This is a genomic window from Corallococcus terminator (assembly GCF_003611635.1).
Taxonomy (GTDB): Bacteria; Myxococcota; Myxococcia; order Myxococcales; family Myxococcaceae; genus Corallococcus; species Corallococcus terminator.
Map to the genome: position 1 here is coordinate 1 of NZ_RAVZ01000186.1, position 19057 is coordinate 19057.

At 68.9% G+C, this 19057-nt stretch carries 15 protein-coding genes; 12 read left to right on the forward strand and 3 right to left on the reverse strand.

Translation table 11 applies throughout. The features are described from left to right. The first annotated feature begins 38 nt into the window (after positions 1–38). From D7V88_RS24530 to D7V88_RS24540, 3 genes are all read left to right on the forward strand, one after another. Positions 39–1151: an efflux RND transporter periplasmic adaptor subunit gene (locus D7V88_RS24530; RefSeq protein WP_120543089.1), complete on the forward strand. Its 1113-nt coding sequence runs from the start codon at positions 39–41 to the stop codon at positions 1149–1151. A gap of 19 nt (positions 1152–1170) precedes the next feature. Next, positions 1171–4272, forward strand: coding sequence for an efflux RND transporter permease subunit (locus D7V88_RS24535; RefSeq protein WP_120543076.1), 3102 nt, complete (start codon positions 1171–1173; stop codon positions 4270–4272). Between the two features lie 115 nt (positions 4273–4387). Next, positions 4388–4768, forward strand: coding sequence for a GFA family protein (locus D7V88_RS24540; protein WP_120543077.1), 381 nt, complete (start codon positions 4388–4390; stop codon positions 4766–4768). Positions 4769–4783: 15 nt separating this feature from the next. Here D7V88_RS24540 and D7V88_RS24545 read toward each other — a convergent pair whose 3' ends face one another. Further along, positions 4784–5242, reverse strand: coding sequence for a MarR family winged helix-turn-helix transcriptional regulator (locus tag D7V88_RS24545; RefSeq protein WP_120543078.1), 459 nt, complete (start codon positions 5240–5242; stop codon positions 4784–4786). 62 nt (positions 5243–5304) lie between these two features. Here D7V88_RS24545 and D7V88_RS24550 point away from each other — a divergent pair, with 62 nt between their 5' ends. Next, positions 5305–5877 (forward strand): class I SAM-dependent methyltransferase, encoded by a 573-nt coding sequence (locus D7V88_RS24550; protein ID WP_120543079.1) that lies wholly within the window; start codon positions 5305–5307, stop codon positions 5875–5877. A gap of 36 nt (positions 5878–5913) precedes the next feature. On the opposite strand, the gene D7V88_RS24555 is transcribed toward D7V88_RS24550, so the two are convergent. Continuing rightward, positions 5914–7752, reverse strand: coding sequence for a bifunctional metallophosphatase/5'-nucleotidase (locus D7V88_RS24555; protein WP_120543080.1), 1839 nt, complete (start codon positions 7750–7752; stop codon positions 5914–5916). A gap of 296 nt (positions 7753–8048) precedes the next feature. On the opposite strand from D7V88_RS24555, the gene D7V88_RS24560 reads away from it, so the two are divergent. The 8 genes from D7V88_RS24560 to D7V88_RS24595 all read left to right on the forward strand — a co-directional run bounded on the left by D7V88_RS24560 (position 8049) and on the right by D7V88_RS24595 (position 15855). Then, on the forward strand, positions 8049–9473 hold the full coding sequence (locus tag D7V88_RS24560; RefSeq protein ID WP_120543081.1) for an RtcB family protein: 1425 nt from the start codon (positions 8049–8051) through the stop codon (positions 9471–9473). 275 nt (positions 9474–9748) lie between these two features. Continuing rightward, positions 9749–10324, forward strand: coding sequence for a class I SAM-dependent methyltransferase (locus tag D7V88_RS24565; RefSeq protein WP_244238365.1), 576 nt, complete (start codon positions 9749–9751; stop codon positions 10322–10324). Between the two features lie 33 nt (positions 10325–10357). Then, the gene (locus D7V88_RS24570) at positions 10358–10717 is read left to right on the forward strand and encodes an ArsR/SmtB family transcription factor (protein ID WP_120543083.1); all 360 of its coding nucleotides are present in this window, start codon (positions 10358–10360) and stop codon (positions 10715–10717) included. Then, positions 10714–11211 carry an SRPBCC family protein gene (locus tag D7V88_RS24575; protein ID WP_120543084.1) on the forward strand — a complete coding sequence of 166 codons (498 nt, stop codon included), beginning with the start codon at positions 10714–10716 and terminating at the stop codon, positions 11209–11211. Before D7V88_RS24570 ends, D7V88_RS24575 begins: the two co-directional genes overlap by 4 nt. 149 nt (positions 11212–11360) lie before the next feature. Then, a complete protein-coding gene (locus D7V88_RS24580; RefSeq protein ID WP_120543085.1) occupies positions 11361–11750 on the forward strand; it encodes a hypothetical protein in 390 nt (129 codons plus the stop codon). Between the two features lie 189 nt (positions 11751–11939). Continuing rightward, the gene (locus D7V88_RS24585; RefSeq protein ID WP_120543086.1) at positions 11940–14531 is read left to right on the forward strand and encodes an exonuclease/endonuclease/phosphatase family protein; all 2592 of its coding nucleotides are present in this window, start codon (positions 11940–11942) and stop codon (positions 14529–14531) included. After that, positions 14528–15355, forward strand: coding sequence for a hypothetical protein (locus tag D7V88_RS24590; RefSeq protein WP_120543087.1), 828 nt, complete (start codon positions 14528–14530; stop codon positions 15353–15355). The genes D7V88_RS24585 and D7V88_RS24590 overlap by 4 nt, the downstream gene beginning before the upstream one ends. 50 nt (positions 15356–15405) lie before the next feature. After that, entirely contained in the window at positions 15406–15855 is a 450-nt protein-coding gene (locus tag D7V88_RS24595; protein ID WP_120543088.1) for an OsmC family protein, read from the forward strand. 62 nt (positions 15856–15917) lie between these two features. Here D7V88_RS24595 and D7V88_RS24600 read toward each other — a convergent pair. After that, on the reverse strand, positions 15918–19057 hold a 3140-nt coding region (locus tag D7V88_RS24600; RefSeq protein WP_120543090.1), incomplete at its 5' end, for a DUF2135 domain-containing protein.

Below are 19057 nucleotides of genomic sequence, written 5' to 3' on the forward strand. Positions count from 1 at the left end.
TCTCCGCCCCGCGCCCCGTCAGCCGCCTCAAGCGGTGGATCGTCGGCGTCCTGCTCCTCTTCGTGGTCATCGGGGTGCTCGTCGCCGTCAAGGGGGCGCAGATCGTCGCGATGATCCAGGCGGGCGAAACCTTCGTGCAGCCCCCGGAGTCCGTCACCTCGGCCAAGGCGGAGTCGTTCGGCTGGCAGGCGACCCAGGGCGCGGTCGGTACGGTGATCGCGCTCCGGGGGGTGACGCTGAGCGCGGAGCTGCCGGGCGTCGTCAGCGACATCCGCTTCGAGAACGGCGCGTCGGTGAAGAAGGGGCAGGTGCTCGTCCAGCTCGACACCTCCAGCGAGGCCGCCCAGCTCACCGGGGCCGAGGCGGACGCGGAGCTCGCGCGGCTGACCCGGGACCGCGTCGAGAAGCTCCACACCCAGGGTGCCAACACCCAGTCGGAGCTCGACGCCGTCCGGACGCGCGCGGTCCAGGCCGAGGCCACGGTGGCCCACCTGCGGACCCTCATCGCGAAGAAGGTCATCCGCGCGCCCTTCGAGGGCCGCATCGGCATCCGGCAGGTGGAGCTGGGGCAGCTCGTCTCCCCGGGCAACCCCATCGCGTCCCTGCAGTCCATCACCCCCGCCCTGGTGGAGTTCCAGCTTCCCCAGCAGGCGCTGGCCCAGGTGAAGCAGGGGCAGAAGGTGCGCATCCGCGTCGACGTCTTCCCGGGCAACGCGTGGGAAGGGGAGCTCACCACCATCAACCCCGAGGTGGAGCTGTCCTCACGCAACGTGCGCATGCGCGCCACCGTGCCCAACGCGGATGGCCGGCTGTTGCCGGGCATGTTCGCCAACATCGAAGTGCTCGCCGAGGCCAGCCACCCGGTGGTGGCCATCCCGGCCACCGCCGTGCTCTTCGCCCCCTACGGCGATTCGGTGTTCACCCTCTCCGAGGGAAAGGACGCCGCGGGCAAGCCCGCCCTCCTGGCGCGGCAACAGTTCGTGCGGCTGGGCGAGCGCAGGGGCGACTTCGTCGAGGTGACGTCGGGCCTGACGGCCGGGCAGACCGTGGTCAGCAGCGGCGTGTTCAAGCTCAAGAATGGCGCGGCCGTCGTCCTCAACAACGCGCTGGCGCCGCCCGTCGAGGCCGCGCCCCAGCCCGTGAACCCGTAGGGCAGAGGAAGGCGAATCCATGAACTTCACCGCCCTGTTCATCCGCCGCCCGGTCGTGGCGCTGGTGGTCAACCTCCTCATCGTCATCGCGGGCCTCCAGGCCCTGGGCTCGCTCAACGTGCGGCAGTACCCGCGCAGTGAGAACGCCGACATCACCGTCACCACGGCCTACATCGGCGCCAACGCGGAGCTGGTCCGCGGCTTCATCACCACGCCGCTGGAGCGCGTCATCTCCGCCGCGGACGGCATCGACTACGTCGAATCCCAGAGCCTTCAGGGCGTCTCCATCGTCCGCGCCCGGCTCAAGCTCAACTACGACGCCAACCGCGCCCTGAGCGAAATCAGCGCCAAGGTCGATCAGGTGCGCGGCGACCTGCCTCCCGAAGCGCAGGTGCCCGTGATGGGCATCGAGTCGGCGGACAGCCAGTTCGCCGTCGCCTACCTCAACTTCACCTCCGACTTCCTCCAGCAGAACGAGCTGTCCGACTACCTGGTGCGGGTGGTGCAGCCCCGGCTGTCCTCGGTGGAAGGCGTGCAGCGCGCGGACATCCTCGGCGCGCGCACGTTCGCGATGCGGGTGTGGATGAAGCCGGACCGGATGGCCGCGCTCAACGTCAGCCCCAGCCAGGTGCGGCAGGCGCTCGCCGCCAACAACTCGCTCGCGGCCGTGGGCCAGACGAAGGGTTCGCTCGTCCAGGTGAACCTCACGGCGAACACCAGCCTGCGCACCGTGGAGGAGTTCCGGCAGCTCATCGTCCGCAAGGACGGCGGCGCGGTGGTGCGGCTCTCCGACATCGCGGACGTGGTGCTCGGCGCGGAGGACTACGACACCGACGTCACCCTCAACGGGCAGACGGCCGTGTTCGTCGGCATCTGGTCGCTTCCCAACGCCAACTCGCTGGACGTCATGCAGCGCATCCGCGACGAGATGGGTTCGCTGCAGAAGGAGATGCCGGAGCAGATCCACGCCAGCATCGCCTTCGATGGGACGGAGTACATCCAGAACGCCATCGACGAGGTGGTGAGCACCCTGGGCGAGACGCTGCTCATCGTCGTGGTGGTCATCTTCCTGTTCCTGGGCTCCGTGCGCTCCATCCTGGTGCCGGTGGTGGCCATCCCGGTGTCACTCATTGGCACCGTGTTCCTGATGCAGATGTTCGGCTTCACGGTGAACCTGCTCACCCTGCTCGCGGTGGTGCTGTCGGTGGGCCTGGTCGTGGACGACGCCATCGTCGTGGTGGAGAACGTGGAGCGCCACCTGCGCGACGGGCTGAGCCCGGTGGACGCCGCGCTCAAGAGCGCGCGGGAGCTGGTGGGCCCCATCATCGCGATGACGCTCACGCTCGCCGCGGTGTACGCACCCATCGCCTTCCAGGGTGGGCTCACGGGCTCGCTGTTCCGTGAGTTCGCGCTCACACTGGCCGGGGCCGTGGCCCTGTCGGGAGTGGTGGCGCTGACGCTCTCCCCGATGATGTCCGCCGCGCTCCTCAAGGCGGGCCATGAGGACAAGGGGCTCGCGGGGGTCGTCAACCGCGCCTTTGAACGCATGCGGGCCGCGTACGCCCGCAGCCTGGACAGCTCGCTGCGGACGCGGGGGCCCGTCTATGCCGCGTGGGTGGTGCTGAGCCTGCTCGCCGTCCTGATGTTCACGCAGTCGGCGCGAGAGCTCGCGCCGACGGAGGACCAGGGCATCGTCTTCGGCATCGTCAGCACCCCGTCCAACTCCACGTTGGATCAGTTGGCGCCGTCCATGAATGAAGTGAGCAAGACGCTCCTGTCCATGCCGGAGGCCGGCTTCATCTTCCAGATCATGAGCCCGGGCAACGGATTCTGGGGCCTGTCGCTGAAGCCCTGGGAGCAGCGCACGCGCTCCGCGGCCCAGGTGCTGGCCGAAACGCAGGAGCGGGTGAACGTCCTGCCGGGCGTCCAGACCTTCGCCATCCAGCCCTCCGCGCTGCCGGGTGGCGGCAACTTCCCGGTGGAGTTCGTCATCGCCTCCACGGCGGAGGCGGAGGAGCTGCTGGGGTTCGCGCAGCAGCTCCAGGAGAAGGCGACGCAGAGCGGTCTGTTCGCCTTCCCGCCCATCATCGACGTGAAGCTCGACCAGCCCCAGTCGGAGGTCCAGGTGGACCGAGAGAAGGTCGCGCAGCTAGGACTGGACCTGGGCACGGTGGGGCAGGACCTGGGCGCGGCGGTGGGCGGCAACTTCGTCAACCGGTTCAACATCGCCGGCCGCAGCTACAAGGTCATCCCGCAGGTACTGCGCGTCTCCCGCCTCAACCCCGAACAGCTCAAGGACGTCCATGTCACCGGCCCGGACGGCAAGCTCGTCGCCCTGTCGTCCATCGCCACCATGAAGAACACGGTGGCGCCCCGGTCGCTCAACCGCTTCCAGCAGCTCAACGCGGTGAAGCTGAGCGGCGTGGCCATCCGGCCGCTGGATGAGGCGCTCACGTACCTGGAGACGGAGGCAGGCCGCATCCTGCCCGCGGGCTACCGCATCGACTACACGGGTGAGTCCCGGCAGTTGCGCGTGGAGGGCAACACGTTCCTCCCGGCGTTCATGCTCGCGGTGGTGCTCATCTTCCTGGTGCTCGCGGCCCAGTTCAACAGCTTCAGGGACCCGTTCATCATCCTCGCCGGGTCGGTGCCGCTGGCGCTCTTCGGCGCGCTCATCACCACGTTCCTGAAGATGCCGAACCCGACCATGCCGTACTTCACCGACAGCTTCACCACCACCCTCAACATCTACTCGCAGGTGGGACTGGTGACGCTGGTGGGGCTGATCGCGAAGAACGGCATCCTCATCGTCGACTTCGCCAACCGGCTCCAGGAGCAGGGCAGGACGAAGCTCGAAGCGGTGCAGGAGGCCGCCTCCGAACGGCTGCGTCCCATCCTGATGACGACCGTGGCCACCGTCGCGGGACACTTCCCGCTCGTCCTGGTCGCGGGGCCGGGAGCGGCGGCGCGCAACAGCATCGGGCTCGTGCTGGTGACGGGCATGGCCCTGGGCACGCTCTTCACCCTCTACTTCGTGCCGGCCATCTACATGCTCATCTCCCGGACGCGCACCGCGCCCGTGCCCGTGCGTGACGGCCTGGAACCGGTGGAGGCGCCATGAGGACCGGGGGCTCCACGCTGCTGGAGCCCCCGCGGATGCAATTCCATCTGGCGCCCCGGCTCCGGGCGCCACGGACAGGTGTGGAGCAGCCTCACGGGACTTCCTAGACTGCGGCATGCACAAAGGATCCTGTCTCTGCGGGGCCATCCGCTTCGAGGTCACCGGCCCCCTGCGTCCACCCGATGCCTGCCATTGCTCGCGATGCCGCAAGCAATCAGGGCACTTCTGGGCATCGACCGACGTCTCCCGCGCCGCCTTGACGATCCACGGCGCCGACAGGCTCACCTGGTTCCGCTCTTCGGAGAAGGTGCGACGGGGCTTCTGTTCGACTTGTGGCTCGGTCCTCTTCTGGGACCCGCTCCCGAAGGACACCATCGCCATCGCCATGGGTGCGTTCGACGCCCCCACAGAGACCCGGCTCGCGATGCACATCCACGTAGCCGACAAGGGCGATTACTACGAGCTCGGGGACGGCGTGCCGCAGAACCCGCATTGACACCCCGTTCGTCGCTCAGTCCTCGACGGCCGGGTCCAGGTTGCTCACCACGCGGCGCAGGAGCGCCAGCAACGTCGCGCGCTCGCGGTCGCTGAAGCCCGCGGTCGCCTGCTCGGCGACGTGCGTGAGCTGCTCCCTCGCCTGCGGCAGGCGGGCCCGGGCCTTCTCCGAGATTGAAACCTGACTGGCCCGCTTGTCGCCCGGATGCGGCTCGCGCTTAACGAGCCCGTCCCGCTCCATCCGCGTGAGCAGTGCGGCCATCGTGGGCTGCTCGACGTGGGCGTGCTCCGCGAGCTGCTTCTGCAAGAGCGGCCCCTGCTCCTCCAACGCACCGACGACCGGCAGGTACGCCATGCCGAAGCCGAGCGGCCGCAGCCGCTGCTCGAAGTGACGCATCAGCAACCGCGAGGCGTGGTTGATCCAGAAGGTCGGCGAGGCTTCAGGGTCCCACGGGGGGCCATTCTTGACTTTCATAGCATGCTATCTATATTGCTTCACATCCGAGCGCGGATTCGCATCGGAGCCCAGGAGGCAAGATGACCGCACCCACGACGAGTGCCGATTTCGATCGAGCCTATCGCTCCCCCATCACCTTCTGGGGGGACATCCGCATTCCGGAGCAGCTCCAGGCGCTGGCCCGGCAGGGAGCTCCCCGGAGCGCCCTGGAGCTGGGATGTGGTGTCGGAAGATTCTCGCGCTATGTGGCGCAGCAGGGAGTGCGCGTGACGGGCGTCGACTTCTCGCCCGTGGCAATCGCCAGGGCGCGAGAGCGGGTCTCCCGGGATGATCCTCGGCCCGAATTCGTCGTGGGGGATGTGACCCACCTGGAGGCGCTGAGCGGCCCGTTCGACGTGGCCTTCGACGTCGGCTGCTTCCATTGCTTCGACGCTCGGGGCCAGCGGGCCTACGCGTCGGAGGTGGCCCGGCTGCTCAAGCCGGGAGGCACCCACCTCATCTGGGCGTTGGATTCGGCGCCGGGCGACGTGAGGCTTTCACCCGAGGCCGTGAAGGAGGCCTTCGCCCCCGGGTTCGAATTGGTGGACGCGCACAAGAGCCGGCGCCGGCTCGCCGCGTCTCACTGGTACTGGCTGGTCCGCGCGTCGCGCTGAAACCTCCAGCGCGACGCACGTCCACGCGCGGCTACCTCAGGGCGCGCACTTCGCCGGGCCGAACGTGGCACCGTAGTACGGCGTGTAGAGGTCCGGAGTGAGGGTGAAGTTGCAGGTGTTCACCACCGCCGGCGACAGGTTCTGGTGCGTCTGCATGTAGCGCGCGACGTAGTCACGCACGCCGTCCGCGGAGGACCACAGCAGGCGGCCTTCCTTGAACATGCTGTACCCGCCGCCGCCACCGCCGCGGTAGTTGTTGACGGCGATGCGGAAGACCTGGTCATCCCGGACGTCCACGCCCTGGAAGCGCAGGTGCGTGAGCCGAGAGCCCGCGGGCTTCGTCAGGTCGTAGCCGTAGTCGATGCGCGAGTAGAGATCCCAGTTGTAGTCCGCGACGACGGGCGTGGTGGCCTTCGCGTCCTCGGGCTTCGCGGGCAGGTTGGCCGCGTCCAACTGCTTGAAGTACAGCGTGTTCATCTCCAGCGCGCGCCGGAGGATGGAGCCGTTGATCTCCATCACGTACAGCGTGTTGTCGTAGATGTAGACGCTGTAGGCGTCGCGCAGGGTGACGTCCCCCGCCGGCAGCGCGACGTCATTGGAGAACAGGGCGGTCGCGGACAGGTCCACGGTGAAGCCGGCCTCCTCCGCGGCCTCCTCCTGCACGATGTTGAGCAGGTCCCCCAGGGCGCTGTCCACGTAGCGTCCGGCGAAGCCACCCGTGAAGGCCGCGGTGGTGCTGCCAATCTTCTGGTTCACGTAGGCCACCGTGGTGTCGTGGTAGGCCTGGGTGAGCTGCTTGACGGTGGCATCCTCCACCACCTTGTCGTCCACCGCGTGGAGCTGTGAGTCGTGGGATTCCACGCCCCAGCGCTCGCCGTTCCAGGTGACGTTGAGCTGCACGTTGGCCAGGTGGCTGCCCCAGCGGTTGGGCTGCGTGAGGAGGACCTCGCTGCCGTCCTGGTTCTTCAGCAGCATCTTCGGGATGGGCTGGTGGGTGTGGCCGGTGAGGAGCACGTCCACGTCCGCCACCTGCTGGGCGATCTGCACCGCTTCGTTCTCACCGGGGAGGTTGCCCCGGTCGGTCCACTTCGTGGCATCCGCGTAGTCCGCGAGCCACGACTCGGGGCTGCTCGCGCTGCCCACCGGCTGCTTGTCCGGACCGCTGTGGATGGCCACCACCACCACGTCCGCGCCGGCCTGCTTCATCTTCGGCACGTAGCTCTTCGCGGTCTCCAGCGGGTCATCGAAGCGCAGCCCGGTGATGTTGTCCTTGCGCTCCCACGTCGCCACGCCCGGCGTCACCAGCCCGAGGATGCCGACCTTCACGTCGCACACCGTGGTGATTACATACGGGGTGAAGGCCTCGGAGCCGTCCGCGCTCTTGCGCACGTTCGCGCCGAGCAGGGGGAAGTTCGCCTCGCTCTTGAACTTGTTGAGGACGTCCTGGCCGTAGTTGAACTCATGGTTGCCCAGGGCCATGGCGGCATAGCCCAGCTCGTTCATGGCGGTGGCCATGGGGTGCTTGGGCGCGTTGTCCACGATGGCGTAGTAGGTGCCGAGCGGCGAGCCCTGGATGGTGTCACCGGTGTCGAAGAGCAGCGTGCAGTCCGGGTTCTTCTCACGCTCCTGCTTGATGAGCGTGGCCACCCTGGCGAGGCCGCGCTTCGCGTCCGGCTTCCCGGTGAAGTAGTCCCACGGGAAGATGTTGGTGTGCAGGTCGCTGGTCTGCAGCAGCGTCAGCTTTCGCGGCGAGGTGTCCAGCGGCGGCGGTGTGACGACGGGCGGCTTGTCGTCGGAGTCACAGGCGACGAACAGCGAGCAGGCGCCCACCAGGGACAGGGTGCGCAGCGTGCGCGAGGAAACGGGATAACGCATCAGGGACCTCGGTGAAGGGTGCTGCCGGGCAGCATCGCCCGGGGCCGAGCACCCTACAGTCTCTCTCTGACGCGCTCCCCAATTCGCTCGCGGCGCGATTCGTACCGCGGGGCTCGCCCATTAGCGCGGCGCCTCGTGGGCCACGCGCCTGCCCTGCTCCCGTCAGGCGCGGACAGGGCCGGGCGTCACAGCGCGCGTGGATGCTCCGGCGTCCCGACCGCGGCTGCTGACCCGAGGTCTCATCCCATCGCTCACGTCCCCCGGATTTTCGTACCGGGTCAGATTCCGAGAAGGTCATGCAGCCGAAATTGAACCGGCTCCTGCGGGCGCTTGCCCGCGAGGGGCTCGACGTCACGTACGACGGTCGTGTCTACACCGTCCGCCACCAGGCGGATCCCCACGCACCCGCCGCCGAGGTGCTCCTCCCACCAGACCTGCCCGTGGAGGGCAAGGCCTTCCAGCAGCTCGCCGCGCTCGCGGCGCTCCACCATCCGGACGGCGGTCGCGTGAAGCAGGTGCGCGCCACGCCCGACTTCCATCCCGGTGACTCCGGGGTGGCCATCGGGTCGGTGGTGCACACCGAGGGCATGGTGGTGCCCGGCGCGGTGGGCACGGACATCAACTGCGGCATGCGCCTGCATGTCGCGGACATCCCCGTGGACGCCTTCCTCGCCCGCCGCGACGCCTTCGTCGAGCGGATGAAGGGGCACTACTTCTTCGGCACGCGGGATGTCGCCCAGGGCTCGCGCGCGCTGGAGGCCCTGCTGCGCGACGGCCTGCCGGGCTGGCTCCTGGAGACGCAGGAGAAGCCCCTGGGCATGTCGGCAAGGACGGACCTGGGCCAGTTGGACCGCGAGTCCGCGCGCGTCTACCTGGGGGGTGCGCTGGAAGGAGACCCGTCCTGGGCGCCCACCGGACTGCGGCGGGAGGGCGTGGTGCGCGACCCGGGGCTCGCCACCATCGGCGGCGGCAACCACTTCGTGGAGGTGCAGCGGGTGGAGGCGGTGGTGGACCGCGCGCGGGCCTGGGCCTGGGGCGTGCGCGAGGGGCAGCTCGCGTTCATGGTGCACTCCGGCTCGCGCGACATGGGCAAGCACGTGGGGCGCACGTGGCAGGAGCGGGTCCGGGCCGCGTGGCCCGCGGGCGCGCCCTTTCCGGAGAGTGGAATCTTCCCGCTCGTGGATCCGGAGAAGGTGCGCGAGTACCTGAAGGCCGAGGCGACGGCGGCCAACTACGCCTTCCTCAACCGGCTGCTCCTCGCGGAGCTGGTGCGGCACACGCTGCGCGAGCTGTTCGGGGACGTGGAGGCACCGCTCGTCTACGACGTGCCGCACAACATCACCCTGCCCTGGGAGGGTGGATGGCTGGCGCGCAAGGGGGCGTGCCCGGCGGAGGCCGAACAGCCGGTCATCATCCCCGGTTCGATGGGGGCCGAGTCCTACCTGATGCGGGGACTGGGCAACGCTCAGGCCCTGTCTTCGGCCTCGCATGGGGCGGGGCGGGCGCGCTCGCGCTTCTCCATGTCGCGGGGCGGCGCTGAGCACCGCGAGGAGGCGCTGGGCCTCACCGGGGTGGACTGCATCGCGATGCGGGCCGAACGCCGCATCGAGGAGGCACCCGCGGCCTACAAGCCCATCGGTTCGGTGGTGGGCTCGCAGGTGGCGGCGGACATCGTGCGGGAGGTGGCGAGGCTGCGTCCCCTGATGACCTTCAAGGCCTGAGCTGAAGGCGCCGGTGAGAGGCGATGCGAACAGCGCATGGCCTCTCACCGCGTGTCGGACTGAAACCCCGCGCGTACTCATTCCGAGCAGAGGTCGACCCGGAGGCGATTCCCTGGTGGGATGCGCCCCCGCGTCCCCTGATGATCCCGGAGGTCGGAATGACTTTCCTTCGTACGCAGGCAGCTTCCCGTCACCTGATGCGGTGGTGCCTCTGTCTCGTCACGGCCGCGAGCGGCGCATGCCGCTCCGAGGGTCCACAAGCAGAACGCCCCGAGGTGCCCCTTGCGTCGGTCCCTCCTCCCGCGACGGAAGCGCCGGCCGAGCTGCACGGTGTCGGGGGCGTCGAAGGCGTCACTCCCGCGTATGACCAATCCCGTCAGCCCGCCAGGTTCGTCGCCGCGCTGGGGCTTTCCCCAGGACAGCGGATCGCGGATGTCGGAGCAGGCCTGGGCTACTTCACGCTGCGACTGTCGGATGCGGTCGGCCCGACGGGACGGGTGGTCGCGACCGACATCAATGACGAGGCCCTCAAGCGGCTTCGTCAACGGGTCTCCGCACGCAAGAACGTCGAGGTGCGCAAGGTGGCGCCGGACACGCCGGGCCTCGAGCCGGGAACCTACGATTTGATCCTGCTCGCGGAGGTGGACCATTTCCTGCCGGACCGTGCGGCCTACCTCGAAAGCCTGAGGCCCGCCCTCACCCCGAACGGTCGCATCGCGGTGACGCACCTTCGGGCCATGCGTCCCCCGCTCGTCGCCGCCGCCCAGGCCGCGGGCTACGCCGTCGTTTCGGAGTTCAACGACCTGCCGGTCCACTACCTGCTCTTCCTCCAGCCCACGCCGGGCCCATGACGATTGGTTAGCCCTTGTGCTAAGTATCCGGCCATGATACTTAGCCAGAAGGAACAGTATCAAGAGCAGCTCAACGGCATCTTCCAGGCGCTTGCCGACCCCACCCGCCGCGCCGTCCTGGCCCGGCTTGGCCGGGGCTCCGCGAGCATCAGCGACCTGGCGAAGCCCTTTGACATGGCTTTGCCGTCCTTCATGAAACACATCCACCTGCTTGAGGGCAGTGGATTGATCCGCACGCACAAGGAAGGCCGCGTCCGGACCTGTGCGCTGGAGAAGAAGCCGTTCGCCGCTGTCGAAACGTGGCTGTCCACCCAACGCGTCATCTGGGAAGGCCGCACCGACAGGCTCGAACAGTTCGTCACCGCTGGCCACGACAAGGAAGATCCCGAATGAGCCCTGCCCTCCATCCAGAACTCGACCTGACGATTTCACGGATCATCAAGGCGCCCCGGTCCGTCGTCTGGAAGGCCTGGACGACCCCCGCGAGCTTCGAACAGTGGTGGGTGCCAGCCCCCGCCCGCTGCAAGGTCATGAAGATGGACCTGCGTGCCGGCGGCGCCCTGGTGACCCATTTCAGCGAGGACGGCGGCGACTTCCTGCCGCACATGACGGGGTGCTTCCTCGCGGTCGACGCGCTTGAGCGGCTCGTCTTCACCAACGCCCTGGTGGAGGGCTGGAGGCCCGCCGAACAGCCCTTCGTGTCCATGACCGCGCTCATCACGCTGAAGGACCACCCGCTGGGCACCGACTACGCCGCCCACGTGATGCACAGGAACCCCGCCGACAAGGACCGGCACCAGGAGCTGGGCTTCTACGATGGGTGGGGCACCGTCACGGAGCAGCTCGCCGCCCTCGCCGAACGCCGGACCCAGGAAGTCCAGGCTTGAGCGGCGTGGCTGCGCCCCCTTCTCGCGGGTAGAGAATTCGCGGCTTTTGTGGGGAAAGGAAAGTCCCAGGAAACTTCAGCCCACATGCCCCGACAATCTCTTCAAGAACCACCTACCGGGGGCGGCCGCCGCCCCGAGCGAGAAAAACCATGTTCAAGGTCAAGAGCAACCACACGTTCCTGAATCCCTCGCGCAAGCAGATCGACCAGACGACGCAGGGCAAGAAGAGCGACTACGCGCAGCAGGTCAGCGGCGTGAACCAGCTCCTCGACAAGAACGGCATCGGCATCTCCGACCGCTCCCGCAACAGCGTCCTCGACAACGTCGTCAAGGTGGAGCGCGGAGCGCGCAGCGAGGTCAACGCGCACCAGCGCGAGGCCCTGAACTTCGGCCGCGACGCCTTCCAGAGCGCGAAGCAGGGCCACGGGAAGCAGGCCCTCGTGGAGGCCTTCGGCTCCGGGCTCAACGCGGCGGGCTCCGTGTTCAAGTCCACGTACACGCAGACGCCTCACGAGAAGCAGGGCATCACCCCCTGGTAACCCGCGGTCTCCCAGCGTGAGCCGCCCCTGGCCGGCAATCCTTGCCGGCCAGGGCGCACCGCCATGGCAAGCCTTGCCGCGCCGTCCACCGCCCTCCCCGGGCGGAAGCGAACGGCATGCAGGGTGCACTGAGCCCCCAGACGAATCCGCCCCGCCGCATGGCTGTGGGAGGGAGTTCCTGGAGGTTTCATGCAACGCGGTCCCATCCTGCTCGCCCTCGCCAGCCTCGTTCCCGCAGGAGCCTTCGCGGCGCCCCACGTCACGAAGCTGCCTCCCCAGAATGCCCTGGTCCAATGCAGCCCCGGCGCACCGTGCACCCAGCCCACGGTGGATGGCTGGGTTCCGCCGCTGGAGTACGCGGACGGCAAGAAGTTCCCGCTGCAGGACTATGTGAATGGAGGTCCCAACGGGGACCTGTTCCTGTACGTCGCGGACAACGCGGCCTACACCTGGGACGAGTGCAACATCGGTCCCCAGGCGTCGGGGATTCCGTCGGTCCAGGTGAATCCCTGCCATTCGCAATCGCTGTTCATTGGCCTGCGCATCCCCCGGCCCAAGAACGCCAACGGAAATGTCCTGAACCCGTCCGGCCTCATCAACGTCTGGCTGGATGCGAAGCGGGGCGACACCCTCCAGCAGCTCGTCGGCGCGAACGCGCCCCGTGAAGAGGACCGGCGCATCCAGTTGCGCTACTCCACTGGCCCGCAGGGCCTCACCACCCTCTCCCAGGCCAAGGGCAATGGCACGGGCTGGAGCGTGCTCTCGGACCCCAACGACGCCTGGGCCACCACCGCCGTGGTGAAGACCCCCAGCGCGGACCTGGGCCACGTGCACATCGAGCTTGAAATCAAGCTGCGCCCCAGCCAGGCCGCCATCCTCGACAGCGAGCCGCTCTCCGCGGCCGTGCGCAAGCTGGGACTCGCCATCAACCACCAGCCCTTCTCGATGGCGGGCGCCACGCAGACGGTGGGCGGCGGTCGGTTCCCCAACATCCCGAACCAGCCGCCCGCCGACACCCTGCCCATGTCCTGGGAAACGCTCGAGTTCAAGGACCCCACCCCGATTCCGCTCAGCTTCACGATGTGGAACGTGGGGCAGATGCCGGATGTGACGTTCTGGATCGATGACGGCGGCTCGGGGGAGATCGACACCGTCGCCAAGCAGATCTTCAAGAAGGAGGTCGCCTGCATCTCTGAAATCTGGATGTCGCATGAGCGCGGCGAGCTCATCGAGAAGGTCAACGCGCTGCGCGCCGCGGAAGCCCTGCCGCCCATGCAGGCCATCACCGAACTGAACGACGACATCCTCCAGCCCGCCACTGAAAGCACCGGGCTCGTGCTGCTGTCCTCACAGCAGATCCTGGAGGGCGGCGTGCATCACTTCCCTTCGGACATGTGCACCGGCTCCGACTGCCTCCAGGACAAGGGCGTGCTCTGGGCTCGCATCGCGACCCCCGCCGCCACCGTCCCCGTCATCACCAACGACGACACCGGCGCGCCCCGGGTCTCCACGGGGACGGACTACGCCGAGTTCGTCGACGTGTTCTGCACGCACGTCAACGCCGGTGAGAACTCGCCCGGGCCGGACACCGATGCCCGCGAGGACCAGCTCTTCGACATCAAGGCCTACGTCCAGCAGGTGCGAAAGGGCGGTCCCCTGAATGCCAACAGCTTCCCCTACCTGCTCGGGGACGACGACGTCTTTCCCCACGGCACCTGGCCCAGCGGCATGGACCGGCCCGCCTTCCTGCTCGGGGACTTGAACACCCTGGGACCCAAGGCCACCCAGGACGACAACCTCTTCACGCCCTACAAGAACATGGTGGGCCCCAACTTCCTCGACATCACCGGGCGCTCCGAATTCGAAAAGGCCAACACCCTGTTCTCCGAAGCACGGGACCTGGCGCGCACGTCGTCCGGCGCGGACCCGATGGCGACCGGAACCTGGCTGAGCAGCGTGTGCTCCGACAACGTGGTGAACGAGCTGGGCGCCAAGGACCGGCTCGACTACGTCCTGGTGTTCCCCCCGGCCGAGAACACGACGGACTTCCCCACGTTCGCGCTGCTCAAGGAGCCCACGGCGAGCGTCCTCCCGCACTTCGACCCCGACTCCAGCATCCTCACGGGGTTCCCACTGGAGGAGCGCCAGCAATGCCTCTCAGACCACGCCATGGTGGACGTCAACGTGGCGCTGACGCGGGTGAAGGATGTCGTGAAGTACAACCGCGCCCGGGAACACCGCCTTGAGTACTCCGTGAAGCAGGTGACCGACCTGGAGACCGCGAGCGGCTGCTGCGCGGACTGGTTCACGCCGCGCGTGCTGATGAGCGTCAATGGCACCACCCTGATCAACTCCTTCATGAATGTCATGGAGGACCAGACCATCTATCCGAACTGGTCCGTGCGCACCGGGCCCGGCAGTCCCTTCGCGTTCCCGGACCTCGCGGCCGGCTTCATGGGAACGGCGAACATGACGTCGGCCCTCTGGGAGTGGGACGTCGGCCCGAACGACCACTACGACTCCATCCCCGAAGGAGGCTCCGGAACGACGGTGGACCAGAAGGACGGCCACTTCACCTTCTTCGGCAGCACCGCGACGGTCCGCCGGGTGAAGGGCGAGACGACCGCCAGTGACTGGCTCTCCAACATCGAAATCCTGGGCAGCTTCATGAACGGCTACGAAAACGGCATGACGCTGGAAACCGAAGGCGAGGACACCGACACGGGCAACAACGCCCGCGTGCGGCACTACATCCACGTGAAGGAGCTGGACGCGCCATGAAGACCCTCCCTCTGAAGTGCGCGGTGGTCGCGCTGCTCCTTGGGGGCACGGCCCACGCGGTCGAAGCCCTGGTGCCCTACGACAATTTCAACCCGATGGAGCCCAGTCCCCCGCGCGCGACGAAGATTCGCGGCATCGACCCGGCGCGGTGGGCGGACGTGCAGACCGGAAGCCGGGTGGACTCCGTCCGGGAGCTGGCCTTCACCCGCTTGCGTCTGATGAGCCGGGCGGACACGGGGACGGGCCGCTTCGGCCTGCGCCTCACCCACCCCGAACAGGTGACCGCCATCGCGGCGAAGGTGCGCGTGAACAACGCCCGGAGCACGGGGTGCGCGGCACCTCGGAGCCCGACGGCCCGGAGCACCACCGAGCTCACCGGCCGCTTCTTCAACGCCGGCCTCCCGAGCCGGGGGAGCGCATTCGACGATGTGACGGCGTCCATCCGCGTCGTCTCCAGATCCACGGATCCGCTCGGCTCCAACGAGCTGCGGGTGGAGGCGGTCATCGAACAGTGCCGGGACACGACGTGCACCGGGCGGACGCAGCTCTTCGCGACCGACCTGGGGCTCGTCCACCAGGGGGAGCAGGCCTCCCTGCGGGTGCAGTGGGACGCGGACAACGACCGCTTCGTGTTTCAGCGGGACGCGCAGCCGGAGGTCCACGGGCCCTACACCGTGAGCGACACCCACGCGCCCGGCGCCCCGGACAAGGCACTGGTGGTGACGCACGCCCTGCCCACCTGCGCGAGCGGCACCCCGCTGCCCCGGGGGTATGCGAACGCGTACTTCCACGACGTGCTGGTGAACGCGTCCGCGGCCCCGTGAGCCGGTGAGCCTGTCGCGGCGCCGCGCTTCGACCTGGAATAGAAGGGGGCATGCCCCATGCCCCCGACAGCATCCTGCTCTCCTCCGCCACGGTGGAGGGCGGCGAAGGACTCACCCAGCACATCCGCACCGGACACCACCTCTTCACCGCCGATGAGCCGGTGGCGCGCGGTGGTGCGGACCTGGGCCCCGCGCCCTACCAGTTGCTCCTGGGCTCGCTCGGCGCGTGCACGGCCATCACGCTCAAGATGTACGCGGAGAAGAAGAAGTGGGACCTTGGCAAGCTCGTCGTGCGTCTCAAGCTGATCCGCGAGCCCGCCGGTGAGCGCGTCGAACGGGTCCTCGACTGCGCGGACACGGTGACGCCGGAACAGCGGGCCCGGCTGCTCGAAATCTCCGCGAAGACGCCCGTCACGCTGACGCTGTCACGGGCGCTGCACATCGACACGCGCTTCGCTTCAACTGAGCCGCCGGGCCCCTCGGACCCCACGCCAGGGTAGTCCCGGACATGGCACCGCCGGGCCTCACGGGCCCGGCGGAGACCGTCCAGCAACAGCCGCCCTCAGGGCGCGGATTGCGCCGACACGCCGCCCTTCACCGCCACCAGCTCCTCACGCCGCAACAAGAGCCGCGCGTCCTTGTTGGGCAGGATGCGCACCTGGAAGCGCCGCTGGGCCAGGTCGTTGGGCGTGAAGACGCCCCGGTCGCTCACGAGCAACAGGGCCGTGGGCACCACGTACCGCGCCGAGTTGTTGCCGTAGTAGTGCACCACCACGTGGTACGGCCCCGGCGCCGCCGTGCGTGCGTGGTACAGCTCCGGCCCCAGGCCATTCGTGATGTCCCAGAACAGCTTGCCTCCCAGCCGCGTGTCCTTGTGCTGGTAGAAGCACTTCTCCCCGTCCGGTTCGATGACCCACAGGTCGATGTCCGTGCTGTCCGAATTCCAGTGCGCGGTGAGCTGGTAGTCGATGGGCTTGGAGCCGGTGAACCCCGCCACCGCGCCCGGCTCCGCCAGTTCGGAGCGGCGTGCCTTCATCACCGCGACCGTCCCCTTGAGCTGGGTCTGTCGCTCCAGCCCCGCCAGCAGCCGCGCGTAGTGGAAGGCCGCCACCGTCCGGACCTCGCTGCCATGCCGCTTCCAGGAGCGCGCCAGCACGATTTCGTAGTTCCGGGCCGCCTCCGAATAGCGCCCCGAAGCATCCAGCGCGAGCGCCTCCTCCAGGAATGCCTGCGCCTCGAAGGGACGGCTGAGCCGCACGTGTTCGAAGAGCTCCGCCGCCGCCGGGTATTGCCCCAGCGCCAGCAGGCCGTACCCCACCAGCCGCAGCGCCTCCGCGTCCTGCGAGCGCAGCTCCACCGGCGACGACAGCGCCCGCACCGCGCCCCACGTGTCCCCAGCGAAGGCGCGCTTGCGGGCCACCGCCTCGTAGATCATCACGTCGTCGCGGTTCGCCCGCCGGGCCTCGCGGTAGGTCAGCTCCGCCTGGACCCGCGCGTCCCCGCCCGCGTAGGGCGCGTCCCGCAGCGGCTGGCGCTTGAGCAGCGGCGCGAGCACCGACTTCTGCGCGGCCAGCCCGGCCACCACCGCCCGGCCGCTCTCGGGCACCTCGTCCAGCGCGATGCCCAGCAGCTTGTCCCGGCGCTGATCCTCTTCCCGGCGCCGCAGCGCCTCCAGGTTCGTCAGGTCCACCTGTTCGTCGCGGACAGCATAGGACTGGTAGTCGCCCTCGGACTCCAGCACCAGCATGGACGCGCGGGCGTTGGCCAGCCGGTAGTGCTGGCTGAGCGCCACCACCATCCGGTCCAACCGCTCGTCGTCCAGGGACACCAGCCGCGACACGAAGAGCTCCGCCCAGGCCCGCGGCGCGAACGTGCTGTCCTCATCGCGCGGCAGGGGAATGCGCAGCGTGCGTTCGGGACTGGAGCCCGCCTGGGTCACCACCTCCAGCACCGCGTCGCCCTTGGCCGGCAGCCGTCCCGCCACCTGCAGCTCCTGGCCGGGGAAGACGAGGCGCGGCCTGCCCGCCACCACCAGGTCCTTCACGTCCGCGCCGACCACGGACACCCGGGACAGCACCACCGACGCCGCGCGGTGCGCCTTCGCCGCGGCATCCACCTCCGACGCGGACAGGACGCTCACCACGCGGCCACCGCTGGAGCGCGCCAGCGCGTCGAAGAGCTCCGTGTTCACCGCGGCCTCGCCAAAGCGGTACGTCACCCAGCGCAGCGACTCCGCGCAGGGGTGCCGGGAGAGCAGCGCGTCCACGCGGCTCTGTCCCCAGGTGATGTTGCCGTCGGAGAGCAGGAAGGCCGTCACGCGCTCACCGGACGCCGCGGGCTTGAGCCATTCGCCCGCGGCCCGGTCCAGCTCCTCCAACGCACCGTCCACGTGCGAGGCGCCTTCCAGGTAGATGCGCTCCAGCTCCGCGAAGCTCTCCTGGCGCTGCTTCGCGTCGTTCGCGCGGAAGCCCGGCCCGTGCAGCCAGCGGGGGCGCACGTCGAAGAGGAGCACCGCGTACTCCTTCAGCGTCGGATCCTTCTCCAGCAGCGCGCGCAGCGTGGCCGCCTGGATGGCCCAGGCGTTGCCATCCTCGGAGGACAGCGAGGTGTCCACCACCAGCACCGCGCGGCCCGTGGGAGCCCCTTCGTCGCCCGAGGTGAGTTTCGCGGGCAGCCGCACCCGCGCGTGGAAGGCGTGGCCGGGAAGCCCCGCGACATCCCCACCCACGAGGACGTCCGCGTCCTCGTTGCGCGGCTTCAGGGCCACCGACAGCGCCCCGTCTCCCGCCAGCTTCGGGAAGTCGTAGACCTGCCAGGCGTCGACCTTGCGGGCCTTCGCGCCCGGCTCCGGCTGCACCGTGACCTCCGGCGCCTGTCGCGCATCCACATGGACGCGCGCGGAGACGCGAAGCTGCGGTCCCGCGCCCGGAGGCAGCGGCCACGTGTAGCGCAGGCGCTCTCCGTCGAAGAGGAGCGTCTGCTCATACGCGATGACGACGCGCTTGAGGGACTTGGGCGGCAGCGGGAAGACGCGCGCGCTGAAGGTGGACGCGCCCGACCATTCGAGCAGCGCGGGGTCCACGTTGCGGCGCACCACGTCCTCGTACACCTCACGCGCGCGCTTCTGTTCGACGACGCGGGCTTCCTGGATGTTTCCCCAGGAGCGCTTCGCGCCCTGCGGCGCCGGTGGCGCGGAGGCGGTGAGCTGCGAGGAGTCCGTCGAGCCATCGCCCAGCGGCGGCAGCAGCTCCGAGGACTGGAAGAGCGAGGGCGAGTCCACCGACACGGCCCCCGAGTACAGCGCGAAACCCGCCACCGTCGCGCCTCCGGGCAGCGGGTAATAGAACGTGCCCTCCAGGCTGCGGCCGGTGTCGTTCTCGAAGAGGTGGTCCACCACGGTCCGCGCCCGTGAACCCTGGATGTACGTGACGACGCGGATGGAGCGGGCCTTGAGAGGCTGGTAGCGACCGTCGTCGCTCATCACCAGCACCTTGGCGGCGCGGGGCGCGGACTCCACGCGAGGGAGCACCGGCTTGGGGGCATCCGCTTCCGGGGCCGGCTTCTTCGCGGGCGCCACCCTGGCTCCGAATCCGTCCTCGGCTTCGGCCCTGGCGGAGGCCCGCCCCCCGCTTCCTCCCTTGATGATCTGGATGATCTCCCGACGCTTCTGCTCCAGCACCGGGGGCCCGCCGAGGGGGCAGG

Coding starts and splice junctions, on each gene's coding strand:
- D7V88_RS24535 (WP_120543076.1), top strand. CDS start 1,171: ATGAACTTCACCGCCCTGTTCATCCGCCGCCCGGTCGTGGCGCTGGTG.
- D7V88_RS24540 (WP_120543077.1), top strand. CDS start 4,388: ATGCACAAAGGATCCTGTCTCTGCGGGGCCATCCGCTTCGAGGTCACC.
- D7V88_RS24545 (WP_120543078.1), bottom strand. CDS start 5,242: ATGAAAGTCAAGAATGGCCCCCCGTGGGACCCTGAAGCCTCGCCGACC.
- D7V88_RS24550 (WP_120543079.1), top strand. CDS start 5,305: ATGACCGCACCCACGACGAGTGCCGATTTCGATCGAGCCTATCGCTCC.
- D7V88_RS24555 (WP_120543080.1), bottom strand. CDS start 7,752: ATGCGTTATCCCGTTTCCTCGCGCACGCTGCGCACCCTGTCCCTGGTG.
- D7V88_RS24560 (WP_120543081.1), top strand. CDS start 8,049: ATGCAGCCGAAATTGAACCGGCTCCTGCGGGCGCTTGCCCGCGAGGGG.
- D7V88_RS24570 (WP_120543083.1), top strand. CDS start 10,358: ATGATACTTAGCCAGAAGGAACAGTATCAAGAGCAGCTCAACGGCATC.
- D7V88_RS24575 (WP_120543084.1), top strand. CDS start 10,714: ATGAGCCCTGCCCTCCATCCAGAACTCGACCTGACGATTTCACGGATC.
- D7V88_RS24580 (WP_120543085.1), top strand. CDS start 11,361: ATGTTCAAGGTCAAGAGCAACCACACGTTCCTGAATCCCTCGCGCAAG.
- D7V88_RS24585 (WP_120543086.1), top strand. CDS start 11,940: ATGCAACGCGGTCCCATCCTGCTCGCCCTCGCCAGCCTCGTTCCCGCA.
- D7V88_RS24590 (WP_120543087.1), top strand. CDS start 14,528: ATGAAGACCCTCCCTCTGAAGTGCGCGGTGGTCGCGCTGCTCCTTGGG.
- D7V88_RS24595 (WP_120543088.1), top strand. CDS start 15,406: ATGCCCCATGCCCCCGACAGCATCCTGCTCTCCTCCGCCACGGTGGAG.